We start from the raw sequence: 13,577 nt of genomic DNA, 5'->3' as shown, positions 1-13,577 counted from the left end.
ACGTAAAGGAGAGCTTGGAAAGGAGGGATGTTCATCGTGCATATCGCTGACATAACCATGTTCTACGCCCCGGCCAGTGGCGGCGTACGCACTTACCTGGATGCGAAACACCGGCGCCTGGCGCTCAAGCCCGGCATTCGCCATAGCCTGTTGATTCCCGGCGCGCACTTGAGCGAACAGGACGGCGTGTACAAGGTGCCTGCACCCGCCCTGCCCTTTGGCAAGGGTTATCGGTTCCCACTGCGGCTGGCACCATGGCGAAATGTCCTGCACGATTTACAGCCTGATCTGATCGAGGTAGGCGACCCTTACCTGACCGCCTGGGCCGCGCTGGATGCCAGGCGCTCGCTGGATGTGCCTGTTATCGGCTTTTATCATTCCGACCTACCGCTGTTGGTGAGCAACCGCATGGGCCCGTGGTTTACGCCGAACGTTGAAGCCTATGTCAGCAAACTCTATGGGAATTTTGATCGGGTCCTGGCACCCAGCCAGGTGATGGCCGATAAGCTTACCGGGCTTGGGGTAAAGAACGTCTTCGTCCAGCCGCTGGGCGTGGATTTGCACACGTTCAACCCGGATGCACGCGACCCGGGGCTTCGCGCTGAACTGGGGATCGACCAAGACACGCGGCTGCTGATCTTCGCCGGCCGCGGCTCCAAGGAAAAAAACCTGCCGGTGCTGCTTAAATGCATGAAGCGCCTGGGCGAGCGCTATCACCTGCTGCTGGTGGGCTCCGGCATGCCCGCCAACGTGCCGGACAACGTCACCGTGGTCGATGGTTTCCAGCCCGCCGCGCAGGTGGCGCGCCTGATGGCCAGTGCCGATGCCCTGCTGCATGGCGGCGACCAGGAGACCTTCGGGCTGGTCATCCTTGAAGCCATGGCCTGCGCCATACCGGTCGTTGCCGTGGCCGCCGGTGCCTTCACGGAAATAGTGCACGAGCAATGCGGCCAGCTGTGCACGCCCAACGATCCGAGGGCGATGGCCGAAGCGGTGCGTACGTTGTTCGACCGTGACCCTGTTCGCCTTGGCGCACAGGCCCGGCGCCATGTTGAACAGCATTACGCCTGGGACACCGTGGTCGACAGCCTGCTCGGGCATTACCACGCGGTGCTCGGCACCCACAGCCCGATGCTTGCCCATGGCTGAGCGCTCGGTAGTGCTGGTATTGCACGATGTGGCTCCACAAACCTGGGTCGACTACCGCCCTTTTGTCGAAGCGGTGGACGCCTTGGGCGGGGTCCCCATCACATGGCTGGTAGTGCCGGACTTCCATCATGGCGGTGCTCTCGGCGATCACGCTGAGTTTCGTCGTTTGCTCGACATCCGCGTGACATGTGGCGATGAACTGGTACTGCACGGCTACTACCACAGCGATGACCAACCCGCGCCGCGCACGCCCAAAGATTGGTTTATGCGCCGCCTCTACACCCATGAGGGCGAGTTCTACCAACTGTCCCAGGACCAGGCACTGCAACGCTTGCACCAGGGTGTCGAGGTATTCCGGCGCAATGACTGGCCGTTGCACGGTTTTGTCGCCCCGGCCTGGCTGATGAGCCAAGGCACCCGGGATGCCTTGCGCCAACTGCCGCTCTCCTACACCAGCGACCCGCAGCATCTTTACCGGCTTCCCGACTTCACCGCTGTGGATGCCCCGGGCCTGGTCTGGAGCGCCCGCAGCCCCTGGCGTCGCGGCGTGTCCAAAGTCCTCAGCGATCGGCGCGAACGGCAGTGGCGAACCGCCCCGGTCATTCGCCTGGGGCTGCACCCGGTGGATATGCGCCATGAATTCTCCCGCCACTATTGGCTGCAAACCCTGCGGCGCCTGTTGGAGGCCGGCCGTACGCCAATGACTAAAATGGCCTGGCTGGCGTCCCAGGCATGAGCCGCCTGCTCTGGATGCTGCTGGCATTGCTGGTCGCCCTGGCGATTCCGGTATGGCTCGGCGGCAGCGAGACCGCCACACGCCTGCTGCAATTCCCACCCCTGTTTTTGTGGCTGATGCTTGCCATGATCATTGCATGCTGGATCATCAACAGCCTGCGTCTGCGCCTGTTGCTGGGCGAGCACAGGAGCCGGCTCAGTCGTCTGGGCAGTCTCGGCGTGGTGATGTCCACCGAGTTTGCGCTGTGCGCCACGCCTGCCGGCAGCGGCGGCCCGCTTACCCTGATGGCCCTGCTGGCACGCAACGGTATACGTCCGGCTCATGGCAGTGCGGTATTTGCCATGGATCAGTTGAGTGACCTGTTGTTCTTTCTGTGCGCCCTGACGGGGATCGCCGTGTGGGCTGTGTTTCACACGCTCAATCCGCGCCTGGAATGGCTGTTGGGGTTGAGCGCGGCGACGATGCTGGGCGGGTTATGCAGCGGCCTGTTGCTGGTGCGTTCGCACCGCCGGGTGATACGCCTGACGGGACGATTGCTCAAGTACCTGCGCGTCAGTGCCAGCACTCGCCGACGTTGGGCGCGCCGATTGCTGCATTTTATCGCGGCATTTTCCGACACGCTGAAATTGCCCTGGCTGACTCTGATCGGCGTGTTTGCGCTGACAAGTCTGCATTGGCTCCTACGCTACAGCGTGCTCTACCTGGCATTGCGCGGGTTGGGTGGGGATGTGCGTTGGGCCTGGAGTTTTTTGATCCAGATGCTCTCGCTCACGGCGGGGCAATTCAGCCTGTTGCCGGGCGGGGCGGGCGCCGCAGAACTGACGTCAGCGGCATTGCTGGCGCCAATGGTGGGCAAATCTACCGCTGCAGCGGCGATTCTGATCTGGCGCGCGGTGACCTATTACTTCTATCTGGTGGCCGGTGGGCCGGTGTTTTTGCTCATGGTCGGCAAGCCGCTGCTCAAGCGTCTTTTTCAGAAGGCGCCGGCGGCGCGTCCGGTGCCTGCAACTGTTCCCACAACCGGGCCGCGCCCGGAAAGTCAGTACCATCCTCGGCGTCCAGCGCATCCGGGTCATAGCGACTCAGACACCCCTCGCCCACAGTAGCGGGCGCCTTGGACGTGGCTTTTTCCAATGGGTCGCTCATGCTCGATGCTCCATGGCAGGCAGGTGAGAAAGGGCCCATGGCGATTACCACCCCGGGCCCTCGGGCTTGGATCAGAACACAACCGTTTTGTTGCCGTGCACCAGGACGCGGTCTTCCAGGTGGTAACGCAGGCCACGCGCCAGCACCATCTTTTCCACATCACGGCCGAAACGCACCATGTCTTCAATGCTGTCGCTATGGCTGACGCGAACCACGTCCTGCTCGATGATCGGACCGGCGTCCAATTCCTCGGTGACGTAGTGACACGTCGCGCCGATCAGCTTCACGCCACGCAGGGAAGCCTGGTGGTAAGGCTTGGCACCGACGAACGACGGCAGGAAGCTGTGGTGAATATTAATGACTTTGCCGGCGTACTCGCGGCACAGCTCCGGTGGCAGGATCTGCATGTAGCGCGCCAGGACGACCACGTCGGCCTCATGGTGCTTGACCAGGCGCGACACCTCGGCGAATGCCGGCTCCTTGTCCTGCGGATTGACCGGCACATGATAGTAAGGAATGCCATGCCACTCGACCATGCTGCGCAGGTCGTCATGGTTGGAAATCACACAGGCAATTTCGCAGTCCAGTTCATCGCTGTGCCAGCGGTGCAGCAGGTCCGCCAGGCAGTGGGACTCGCGGCTGGCCATCAATACCACGCGTTTTTTCTGCTCGGTATCGGTGATCTGCCAGGTCATGGAGAACTCTTCAGCGATCGGCGCAAACGCCTCGCGGAACGCCTCAAGACCAAAGGGCAGCGTATCGGCACGGATTTCGTGACGCATGAAGAACCAACCGCTGAGGTTGTCCGAGTGATGGCTCGCCTCGGTGATCCAACCATTGTGGGAGGCCAGAAAGTTACTGACTTTGGCAACGATGCCGACCCGGTCCGGGCAAGCAATCACCAGCCGAAAAGTGCGCATTAGGGGGGAACTCCAGAACTTCGCAAAGGCCGCCATTCTAGCGATTGCGCAGCAAAACTGCAGTATTCGTTAACGCTTATTCCGCTCGCCGGCCCCGGCCTTGCCCCTTAGGAGCCTAAGGTTTTACCTGCTTATATCAATCAGCGGTTTTATCGCAGGCGTCTCGATAAAATTCACGCAGATGATGTTTCTCGCTACGTCGTTGTAATTAACTCGTTTGCAGCGCTTTTCTAAAAACATTCAACGTAATTCACATAATTGCATTCTTAAATGTTTACTTGGGCAAACCGCCTGACTATTATTGGGCCACTATCCCTGTCAATCAGCGCTCTACATAAGGTAGTCCACATGTCCCTGATCAACGAATACCGTGCCACCGAAGAAGCTATCAAAGAGCTGCAAGCCCGTTTGAAGAATCTGTCGCAAGACGACAAGCTGAAAACCGAGCTGGAATTCGAAGGCAAATTGCGCACCCTGATGGGTGAGTACTCCAAGTCCCTGCGTGACATCATCGCGCTGCTGGATCCAGAGTCGAAAGTTAAAGCACCTCGCGGCGCTGTGAAAACTACCGGCACCAAGCGTGCTCGCAAGGTCAAGCAGTACAAGAACCCGCACAACGGCGAAGTGATTGAAACCAAAGGTGGCAATCACAAAACCCTGAAAGAGTGGAAAGCCAAGTGGGGCGGCGATGTGGTTGAAAGCTGGTCGACCCTGCTGGGCTAAGCTTGACCAGGCCCGCGCCTGATACGCGACACATTAAAAACGCCAGCTTGCTGGCGTTTTTTATTGCTCGCTCTATTCTGAATATTCGATTACAGGGTCATACGCGTCGCTAAAGCGTCAACATAGTCCTGCCAGTGTGCCAGTACCTGCAGCTGAAACGGTGTCGCACTAAGCGTTAATTCCTGCCGGGCCTGCTTAAATGATTCAAAGGTATTCGGTGCACCCCATTGAGGGTCCGACAAACGTTGCTGACAGAAAAGTTTCCAGCGTTGTAGCTCCTCGCTGTTCAACGTATCGGGGAAGTTACGTGCACGGTAGCGAAACAATAGTTCAGGTAAACGTTCATCATCAAAAGGCCACTGCTGGCGTGCTAATTGCGCAGGTTCCGCCAAGCGGACTTGTTCGCACAAGCGTCTATCACGGTCGCCGATAAAGCCGTCATAGAGCTGCTGTTCGGGGTCCACACTCGCTGCAAAATCTTCCTCGGCATAAATGATGGCCAACTTATCGCGCCACACTTGCTGTGCGTCAGTTAGCCGCAGCGCCCGCGCCTGCAACAGCGCCATGTCCAAATGCAGGCGCTCACGGTCTTCGGCCCTCAGCACGTTCAAGGGCGCAACCACCGGGCAGCGGTTGATATGCACCAGCTTGAGCGGCACCGCCAGCTCCCCGTCAGCCAAGTCATCGCGGCGTGTATAGAGGCGCCGGCGCAAGGTCTCGGCATCTGTGTCAAGCAAGCCCTGCGGGTCCAGCCCAAGGTCGCAGACAATCAGCGCATTGCGGTTGCGCGGGTGCCAGGCCAGCGGCAGTACAACGCCCAGGTAATGGCGTTCGGCGGAAAAACGCCCGGAGATATGCACCATGGGTTGCAGCAGGCGCACCTGGTCCATTACCCGCTGTTTGCTGCGCAGTTGAAACAGCCACTCGTAGAGCTTGGGCTGTTTCTCGCGAACCAACCGGGCCAGGGCAATTGTCGCGCGCACATCGGACAATGCATCGTGGGCCTGGCCATGGTCGATACCATTGGCCGCTGTCAGGCGTTCCAGCTTGAGCGTGACGCGCCCGTCCTGCTGCGGCCACTGGATACCCTGCGGGCGCAGCGCGTAAGCGGTGCGTACCACATCAATCAGGTCCCAACGGCTGTTGCCGCCTTGCCACTCTCGGGCGTACGGGTCAAAAAAATTGCGATACAAACTGTAGCGCGTCATTTCGTCATCGAATCGCAGCGTGTTGTAGCCGGCGCCGCACGTGCCAGGGGCCGCCAGCTCGGCATGCACGCGCGTCATGAAATCGGCTTCGGCCAGGCCTTTTTCGGCCAGGGTCGCCGGGGTGATGCCGGTAATCGCACAGGCGGCGGGGTGAGGCAGGATATCGTCGGCAGGCTGGCAGTAGAGGTTGACCGGGGTGCCGATTTCGTTGAGTTCGAGATCGGTACGAATGCCAGCTACCTGAAGAGGGCGATCGCTGCGCGGGTTGATGCCGGTCGTTTCATAGTCGTACCAGAAAATGGAGGTCACGAGCTGTTCCTGTGCTGAAGATCGGCAAAGTCTAGGCGCGGAACGGCATCCGGGGCCAGCGCCAAATCACCTGTACAAATATCCAGCAAAATCTTCAATGGTTGCTTCCAGCGCCGACACTGCTAGCATCCGTGTCTTCCAGCCGTTCCGCACTGCCAAGGATCGCGATGCCATCAGCCCCATTGGATACCCGCTATCAGATCGAAACTCCTGAGGGCATTGACCTGCCGCTGCGTCCCGCTGGCCTGGTGCCACGGGTACTGGCCTTCGCGTTCGACCTGTTGGCCCGCGCCATCATCATGGGCGTGCTCATGGCACCGCTGGCGCTGCTGGGCAACGTTGGTCTAGGCCTTGGCGCGCTGCTGCTGTTCCTGGTCAGTTGGTGGTACATGGTGTTGTTCGAAGTACTCAACCAAGGCTGCTCACCGGGCAAACAGGTCATGGGGTTGCGCGTGGTGCAGGACGACGGCACGCCGATCGGCTGGTCGTCCTCACTGATCCGCAACCTGCTGCGCTTTGTCGATATGCTCCCTTTCGGCTACTTTCTCGGTGCCATCAGTTGCCTACAGCATCCCCATTTCAAACGCCTGGGCGACCTTGCCGCCGGTACGCTCGTGGTCTACCGCGAACGCCCCCTCGCACGCCCCCAGGTTCCTCAGGCGGCGGCCCTGCGCTTGCCTTTTGCACTGGACCTGAGCGAACAGCGCGCCATCCTGGGTTTCGCGGAACGCCAGGGCGAATTGTCCACGGAGCGCGTGCATGAACTGGCGGCAATCCTGGCGGCTCCCTTGCAAGTCTCCCCTGCCCGCGCGGCTCAACAACTCAACGGTCTGGCCCGCGGCCTGCTGGGGCCAACATGAAGCAGAGCCAGTTCGAAAGCCGTCACCAGCCCGAATGGCAAGCCTTCGCCGAACAGCTCAGGCAGCTGGAACAAGGCACGGCCAAGGCCGATGATGTTGCTGACTTCCCCCATCAATACCGGCGTCTTTGCCAGCATCTGGCGCTGGCACAGGAACGCGGCTACAGCAGTTACCTGGTAGACCCATTGCAACAACTGGCCCTGCGCGGCCACCAGCAACTTTATCGCCATCGCAGCCAACTGGCGGCGAACGTATTGGGTTTCATCCTGGCCGGTTTTCCACGCCTGGTGCGGGAGCAATGGCGGTTCGCAGCGGTCGCCAGCCTGCTGTTCTTCGGCAGCCTGTTGGGCATTGCGTTGCTGGTCTACCTTTTTCCCGAACTGATCTACAGCATCGTAAGCCCCCAGCAGGTGGCCGAGATGCAGGCCATGTACGACCCCGACGCCAGCCGCCTGGGACGCGCCGCCGAACGCGCATCGAGTGAGGACTGGATGATGTTCGGCTATTACGTGATGCATAACATCGGCATCGCCTTCCAGACATTCGCCGCCGGTTTGCTGTTCGGCCTGGGCAGCGTGTTCTTCCTGATTTTCAACGGGTTGATCATCGGTGCGGTATCCGGGCACCTGACCGAAATCGGCTACGGGCAAACTTTCTGGTCATTCGTCATCGGCCACGGAGCGTTCGAGTTGACAGCCATTGCCCTTGCCGGTGCCGCCGGCTTGCAACTGGGCTGGGCGTTGATCTCCCCGGGGCAGTTGACGCGTGGCGAGTCCCTGAGGCGTGCGGCGCATAAAAGTGTGCAACTTTTGTGCGGTGTGATGGTTTTCCTGCTGATCGCAGCGTTTATCGAAGCCTACTGGTCTTCCACCACGGTCATCGCTGCATGGGTCAAATACCTGGTGGGCGCAGTACTCTGGCTGCTGGTGGCGGCATACCTGACGTTTGCCGGAAGGACACCTCATGCGCCTGAGTGATGCCAGCGTGGCAATCCGCCCCCGTACGGCCTGGGAAGCCATGGACCTTGGCGTACTCATGGCCAGGGAACACCGCCGACTGCTGACCCTCAGTTGGGCACTGGTCACGCTGCCGGTGTTCATCCTGCTCAGTGCCGCGCTGTGGAAGTATCCGTCCGTTGCCGTATGCGTGTTCTGGTGGTTAAAGCCTGCCTTTGATCGATTGCCTTTGTATATCTTGTCCAAGGCACTGTTCGGGGAGGTGCCCAGCCTCAAGCAAGCCGTACGCCAGTGGCCGCGCCTGCTCAAGGGTCAACTGCTGGCAAGCCTGACCTGGCGCCGGCTCAGCCTCAGCCGCAGCTTCGTCATGCCGGTGAGCCAGTTGGAAGGCCTGGATGGGCAGGCGCGGCAAAAGCGCCTGGGCGTGCTGCAACAACGCGACGCGGGCGCCGCACGCTGGTTGACGACCGTCGGAGTACACCTGGAAATCGGGCTGTGGTTCGGTTGCATGGCGCTGTTCTATCTCTTTATTCCGCAGAACGTCGAGCAAGGGTGGGACTGGCAGCGCCTGGTACTGGCGAGCCAGTCCGAAGGGCTGTGGCTGGAGCACCTGAGCAATGCGTTTTATGCCCTGATCCTGGTGTTCTGGGAGCCCATCTACGTGGCCTGTGGTTTCAGCCTTTACCTCAATCGTCGTACCGTGCTGGAGGCCTGGGACCTGGAACTGGTATTCCGCCGCCTGCGCCAACGCCTGAGTACGGTGGCGACGCTGTTGATACTGGTTGTGGGGCTGACTGTGCTGCCCGTCAATCGGCCCGCCATGGCCGATCAGCCCAAGCCGCTGAGTACGCAGGGCGCAAGCCAATCGATCAAAGCGCTGCTGGACAAGCCTCCGTTCAAAAACCCGGAGACCGTTACCCGTTATCGATTTGGCGAGGAAAAACCCGCTGTAAAGAGCAAGGCTCGCGGCGACAGCAAGCTGCCGGCGTGGCTGCAGGCGCTGTTGGACAACCTCAACAGCAATACCTTCAAGCACATCGCCCAAGGCCTGGAAGTCCTGTTATGGGGGCTTTTGATCGGCGGGCTGGCCCTGCTTGCATGGCGCTATCGGGACTGGCTGCGCACCTTTGTCAGCCGGCGTCCCCCCGCTCGCCCCAAGGCCATCCAACCGGCGCCCACGCAATTGTTCGGGCTGGAATTGGGCACGCAGACCTTGCCGGCAGATATTGCCAGCACCGCCGAACAGCTCTGGGCCACCCAGCCCCGGGAAGCTCTTGGCCTGCTGTACCGAGGGCTTCTGAGCCGGTTGCTGCATGACTTCAATCTGCCGCTTAAAAGCGCCGATACCGAAGGTCAGGTTCTTGAACGCGTTCATCAACTGGCGCAACCGCAACTGCTGGCCTTCAGTGATGAACTGACCCGGCATTGGCAAAACCTTGCCTACGGCCACACCCTTCCGCCAGCCTCGGCCCAGCAGAAATTATGTGGCGACTGGCGTGCCCTGTTCAGCTCAGGGAGCGCCCCATGAACCGACCCTTGGCATGGGCTGGGCTATTGCTGGTGTCTTTGCTCACAGCGTGTGGATTCTTCGTCTGGAGCAAAGCAATCCCTTACGAAGAAGTGGTAGACCATGGGCCCTCCCCCGAGGCCCAGGCCAACCCTTATCTGGCGGCCGAGCAGTTTCTGCGCCTGCAAGGCCTGGCGGTGGAGCACGCCTTCAGCCTCGACCGCGTGGCCACGTTGCCACCCCAGGGCACTAGCCTGCTGCTGTTCAATGAACGTAGCAACATGTCGCCACGCCAGGTGGCGCAACTGCTGGACTGGGCCAAGTCCGGCGGCCATCTGCTGGTGGTGGCGGAGGCGCTATGGGATGAAGAGGCCGGTAAAAGTGGCGACCTGTTACTCGACCGCCTGGCAATCCACCAAGCGTTGAGCGACGAATCCGCAGAGCCCGCGCCCGCCCGCAAGAAGAAAACACCGGACCTGACCAGGCTGTATGTCGACAATGAAACCGCTCCGGCCTATTTCAGCTTCGACACCGACTTCAACCTCACCGACCCGCAGCACCTGGCGCAATTCTCGGCCAACAGCGCCAGGTCAAGTCACCTGATGCAACTCAACCTCGGGCAAGGCCGAGTGACGGTGATAACCGACAGCGAGCTGTGGAAGAACCGCGATATCGGCAAGCACGACAATGCCTGGCTGCTGTGGTACCTGACCCAGGGTACCGGCGTGACGCTGTTGTTCAGCAGTGACGTGGATGATCTGTTCAGCCTGCTGTTGCGCTATTTTCCCCAGGCGATAGTCGCGCTTATCGCCCTGATCGCGCTGGCACTGTGGCATGCCGGCATGCGCCAGGGCCCGATCCAGGCACCTGCGCCCAAGGCTCGACGGCAATTGCAGGAACACTTGAAAGCCAGCGCAGACTTCCTGCTGCGCCGCAGCGGCCAGGGCACGCTGCTGCACGCGCTGCAGCGCGATATCCTGCGCGCCGCCAGGCGTCGCCATCCCGGCTTCGAACACCTCGACACAGCAGAACAATGGCAGGTGCTCGAGCATCTGACGCATCAACCCTCTCACGTCATCAGCCAGGCCCTCGGCCCACTCCCGCAGAAACGGCTATCCAGCGCCGACTTCAGCCGGCAGGTGGCATGCCTGCAAACCCTCAGGAATGCACTATGAGCGAATTTCAAAGCGCCCCTGCCCTGACCGGCGAAACCCTGCAACGCGCCAGCCAGCAGGCCCAAGCCTTGCGCGCTGAACTGCGCAAGGCCGTCATTGGGCAGGATCAGGTCATTGATGATGTCCTCACCGCCCTGATAGCCGGTGGCCACGTCTTGCTCGAAGGCGTGCCCGGCCTGGGCAAGACCTTGCTGGTGCGGGCATTGGCGCGCTGCTTCGACGGCGATTTCGCACGCATCCAGTTCACCCCGGATCTGATGCCCAGCGACGTCACCGGTCACGCCGTGTATGACCTGCATACCGAACAGTTCAAGCTGCGCAAGGGCCCGGTCTTCACCCATCTGTTACTGGCTGACGAAATCAACCGCGCCCCGGCCAAGACCCAGGCGGCCCTGCTCGAAGCCATGCAGGAGCGACAAGTGACACTTGAAGGCGAAGCGCTGCCCATCGGCCAGCCGTTCATGGTACTGGCCACCCAGAACCCTATCGAACAGGAAGGCACCTACCCGCTGCCGGAAGCCGAACTGGACCGCTTCATGCTCAAGGTGCGCATGGACTACCCCGACGCCCGGCAGGAACTGGAAATGGTGCGCGAAGTCACTCGCTCGTCACGCGCCGACATGCTGGATGTGCAACCACTGCGCACCGTGCTGCAGGCCGAGGATGTGCTGCAACTGCAACAGATCGCCAGCGAACTGCCCCTGGACGAGCAAGTGCTCGACTACGCCGTGCGCCTGGCGCGTGCCACTCGCAGCTGGCCAGGATTGGCCATCGGTGCCGGCCCACGCGCGTCCATCGCACTGGTACGGGGCGCCCGCGCCCGCGCCTTGTTGCGCGCAGGTGCGTTCGTCACCCCGGATGACATCAAGGGGTGTGCCCTGGCGGTCCTTCGCCACCGTGTACGAATCGCCCCCGAGCTGGACATCGATGGGCTGGAGGTCGACCAGGTACTCAAGCAGATGCTCGACCAGATCTCGGCTCCGCGGCAATGAATCGCCCATGAAACCGACCCGTCTGCTGTTAACCTGGCTGGGCGTATTGCTGGGGCTCGGCATTCTGCTCGGCGCCGCCATGGCGCTGCGGCTCAAGGTGCCCGACGCCGTACAGTCAGTAGCCTGGGGCCTGCTCCTGGCACTGATGCTGCTGGCGCTGCTCGACGCCCTGCGCCTGCACCGCCGCCCTACACCCCGCGTGCAGCGGCAGATGCCCGGCAGCCTGGCGCTGGGACGCTGGGGCGAAGTACGCCTCACCCTGGAGCACGATTTTCCACAACCGTTGACGGTGCAGGTATTCGATCACGTTCCCGATGGCCTGAGCGCGGACAATATGCCTCAGACCGTCGAGCTGCGCCCCGGGGCGCGCAGTGAGCTGGGGTATCGCCTGCGCCCATTGCGCCGCGGGCATTTCGATTTCAGCCGCTGCGAAATTCACCTGCCCAGCCCGTTGGGACTGTGGTCGGCAAGGCGTTTTGTCGAACCGCGAGATGCCACCCGCGTCTATCCGGACTTCGCTCGTCTGTACGGGGCTCAGTTGCTGGGTGTGGATAACTGGCTGAGCCAACTGGGGGTTCGCCAACGTCAGCGACGAGGCTTGGGGCTGGAGTTTCATCAGTTGCGTGAATTTCGCGACGGCGACAGTCTGCGGCAGATCGACTGGAAAGCCACTGCACGGCAACGCACGCCTATCGCCCGGGAGTACCAGGACGAGCGCGACCAGCAGATCGTGTTCATGCTCGATTGCGGCCGACGCATGCGCAGCCAGGATGATGAATTGTCTCATTTCGACCACGCGCTCAACGCCTGCCTGCTGCTCAGCTATGTGGCATTGCGCCAGGGTGATGCGGTGGGGTTGTGCACCTTCGCTGGTGAGCAACCGCGCTACCTGGCGCCTGTCAAGGGCAGCAGCCAGTTGAATGTGTTGCTCAACACTGTGTACGACCTGGACACAACTCGACGAACCGCCGACTACCAGGCCGCGGCCAGCCAATTGCTGGCGCGGCAAAAACGTCGGGCATTGGTGATTGTAGTGACCAACCTGCGTGACGAAGACGACGAGGCGCTGTTGGCTGCGGTCAAGCGTATCAACCGCCAGCACAGGGTACTGGTGGCCAGCCTGCGCGAGGAGGTACTGGATCAACTGCGCCAATCTCCCGTGCAAACCCTGCAGGAAGCCCTGGCCTACAGTGGCACGGTTGATTACCTCAATACCCGCGACGAATTGCATGACCGCCTGAACGCTCATGGTCTGTCAGTATTGGATACCCTGCCTTCGCAAATGGGCGCGGCGTTGGTGACACGCTATCTGGGGTGGAAAAAAGCCGGCGTCTTTTAAGCGCCAGAAACAAACACAGCAGGCGCGACAATGCTCCTGCCGTGGGGTGACCTGCAGGCTTAGACCGATGCCTGCAGGGGATCAAAGCTGAAGTAATGCACCAAAACGCTGATCAACTGCGCATATTCCTCCGACGCTGAAATCACTCGGAACCCGGAATCGTAATGCTGCGGGTTGATGTCTTCATGACTCCACAGACAAGTCGCCGTCAGGTCAATGGCATGAAAATCCCCATCAGCGCTGGGGATCTTTACGCGCAACTCGAAATTCGCGTCAACCATCATTGGCAACAGGCTGATTAACATCAGTCCGTCTTCCGAAGCATTGCCCAAAAACCCGATGGGTTTATCGGTCAGACGGTTAAACACTTGCAGGAAACTTGGTAATTGATGCCGCTCGATCCGCCGGTCAGTAAACATGGTGAAATCGCCATCCAGTGGCCATGACTCAGGCCGTGCCAGTGATTCGGAACGAGCAATAGCGCTCGCTCTCCCTGGGCCTCGGAATGACAACCTCCTGGAATGTCACTAGACCGCCGCCGAGCCCGGGCCTCGCAT

13 protein-coding genes are annotated in these 13,577 nt (G+C 60.9%); 10 read left to right on the top strand and 3 right to left on the bottom strand.

What is annotated here, in order from left to right:
* Window positions 1-27: 27 nt before the first annotated feature.
* Genes gpgS through gpgF form a run of 3 tightly spaced genes read left to right on the top strand, consistent with a single transcriptional unit; the run spans window position 28 to window position 2,991 of the window.
* A complete protein-coding gene (gene gpgS, locus OSC50_RS04345) occupies window positions 28-1,149 on the top strand; it encodes an N-acetylglucosaminyl phosphatidylglycerol synthase (protein ID WP_181079037.1) in 1,122 nt (373 codons plus the stop codon).
* Window positions 1,142-1,885, top strand: a complete 744-nt coding sequence (gene gpgD, locus OSC50_RS04340) for an N-acetylglucosaminyl phosphatidylglycerol deacetylase (RefSeq protein WP_266246553.1) — start codon at window positions 1,142-1,144, stop codon at window positions 1,883-1,885. Before gpgS ends, gpgD begins: the two co-directional genes overlap by 8 nt.
* A complete protein-coding gene (gene gpgF, locus OSC50_RS04335) occupies window positions 1,882-2,991 on the top strand; it encodes a glucosaminyl phosphatidylglycerol flippase (protein ID WP_266246554.1) in 1,110 nt (369 codons plus the stop codon). Before gpgD ends, gpgF begins: the two co-directional genes overlap by 4 nt.
* A 111-nt stretch (window positions 2,992-3,102) precedes the next feature.
* On the opposite strand, the gene purU is transcribed toward gpgF, so the two are convergent.
* Window positions 3,103-3,951, bottom strand: a complete 849-nt coding sequence (gene purU / locus OSC50_RS04330; protein ID WP_181079031.1) for a formyltetrahydrofolate deformylase — start codon at window positions 3,949-3,951, stop codon at window positions 3,103-3,105.
* 348 nt (window positions 3,952-4,299) lie between these two features.
* On the opposite strand from purU, the gene mvaT reads away from it, so the two are divergent.
* Window positions 4,300-4,674 carry a histone-like nucleoid-structuring protein MvaT gene (gene mvaT / locus OSC50_RS04325; RefSeq protein WP_181079029.1) on the top strand — a complete coding sequence of 125 codons (375 nt, stop codon included), beginning with the start codon at window positions 4,300-4,302 and terminating at the stop codon, window positions 4,672-4,674.
* An 89-nt stretch (window positions 4,675-4,763) separates the two neighbouring features.
* On the opposite strand, the gene sbcB is transcribed toward mvaT, so the two are convergent.
* Entirely contained in the window at window positions 4,764-6,191 is a 1,428-nt protein-coding gene (gene sbcB, locus OSC50_RS04320; RefSeq protein WP_266246555.1) for an exodeoxyribonuclease I, read from the bottom strand.
* 167 nt (window positions 6,192-6,358) lie between these two features.
* Between sbcB and OSC50_RS04315 the strand changes: the two genes are divergently transcribed.
* From OSC50_RS04315 to OSC50_RS04290, 6 genes are read left to right on the top strand one after another with little or no spacing between them, the layout of a single operon-like run.
* A complete protein-coding gene (locus OSC50_RS04315) occupies window positions 6,359-7,051 on the top strand; it encodes an RDD family protein (RefSeq protein WP_181079025.1) in 693 nt (230 codons plus the stop codon).
* Window positions 7,048-8,028, top strand: coding sequence for a stage II sporulation protein M (locus tag OSC50_RS04310; RefSeq protein WP_181079023.1), 981 nt, complete (start codon window positions 7,048-7,050; stop codon window positions 8,026-8,028). Before OSC50_RS04315 ends, OSC50_RS04310 begins: the two co-directional genes overlap by 4 nt.
* On the top strand, window positions 8,015-9,535 hold the full coding sequence (locus tag OSC50_RS04305) for a DUF4129 domain-containing protein (protein ID WP_266246556.1): 1,521 nt from the start codon (window positions 8,015-8,017) through the stop codon (window positions 9,533-9,535). The genes OSC50_RS04310 and OSC50_RS04305 overlap by 14 nt, the downstream gene beginning before the upstream one ends.
* A complete protein-coding gene (locus tag OSC50_RS04300; RefSeq protein WP_266246557.1) occupies window positions 9,532-10,689 on the top strand; it encodes a DUF4350 domain-containing protein in 1,158 nt (385 codons plus the stop codon). The genes OSC50_RS04305 and OSC50_RS04300 overlap by 4 nt, the downstream gene beginning before the upstream one ends.
* A complete protein-coding gene (locus OSC50_RS04295) occupies window positions 10,686-11,681 on the top strand; it encodes an AAA family ATPase (RefSeq protein ID WP_266246558.1) in 996 nt (331 codons plus the stop codon). The genes OSC50_RS04300 and OSC50_RS04295 overlap by 4 nt, the downstream gene beginning before the upstream one ends.
* 7 nt (window positions 11,682-11,688) lie before the next feature.
* A complete protein-coding gene (locus tag OSC50_RS04290) occupies window positions 11,689-13,020 on the top strand; it encodes a DUF58 domain-containing protein (protein ID WP_266246559.1) in 1,332 nt (443 codons plus the stop codon).
* 59 nt (window positions 13,021-13,079) lie between these two features.
* Here the strand turns inward: OSC50_RS04290 and OSC50_RS04285 are convergent, their stop codons facing one another.
* Window positions 13,080-13,439 carry a PilZ domain-containing protein gene (locus tag OSC50_RS04285; protein WP_181079013.1) on the bottom strand — a complete coding sequence of 120 codons (360 nt, stop codon included), beginning with the start codon at window positions 13,437-13,439 and terminating at the stop codon, window positions 13,080-13,082.
* Window positions 13,440-13,577 lie beyond the last annotated feature (138 nt).

Origin of the sequence: Pseudomonas quebecensis (genome assembly GCF_026410085.1) — a bacterium.
GTDB classification, from domain to species: domain Bacteria; phylum Pseudomonadota; class Gammaproteobacteria; order Pseudomonadales; family Pseudomonadaceae; genus Aquipseudomonas; species Aquipseudomonas quebecensis.
Note: the sequence above shows the minus strand (reverse complement) of the source record. Positions and strands in the feature narration are given on the sequence as shown.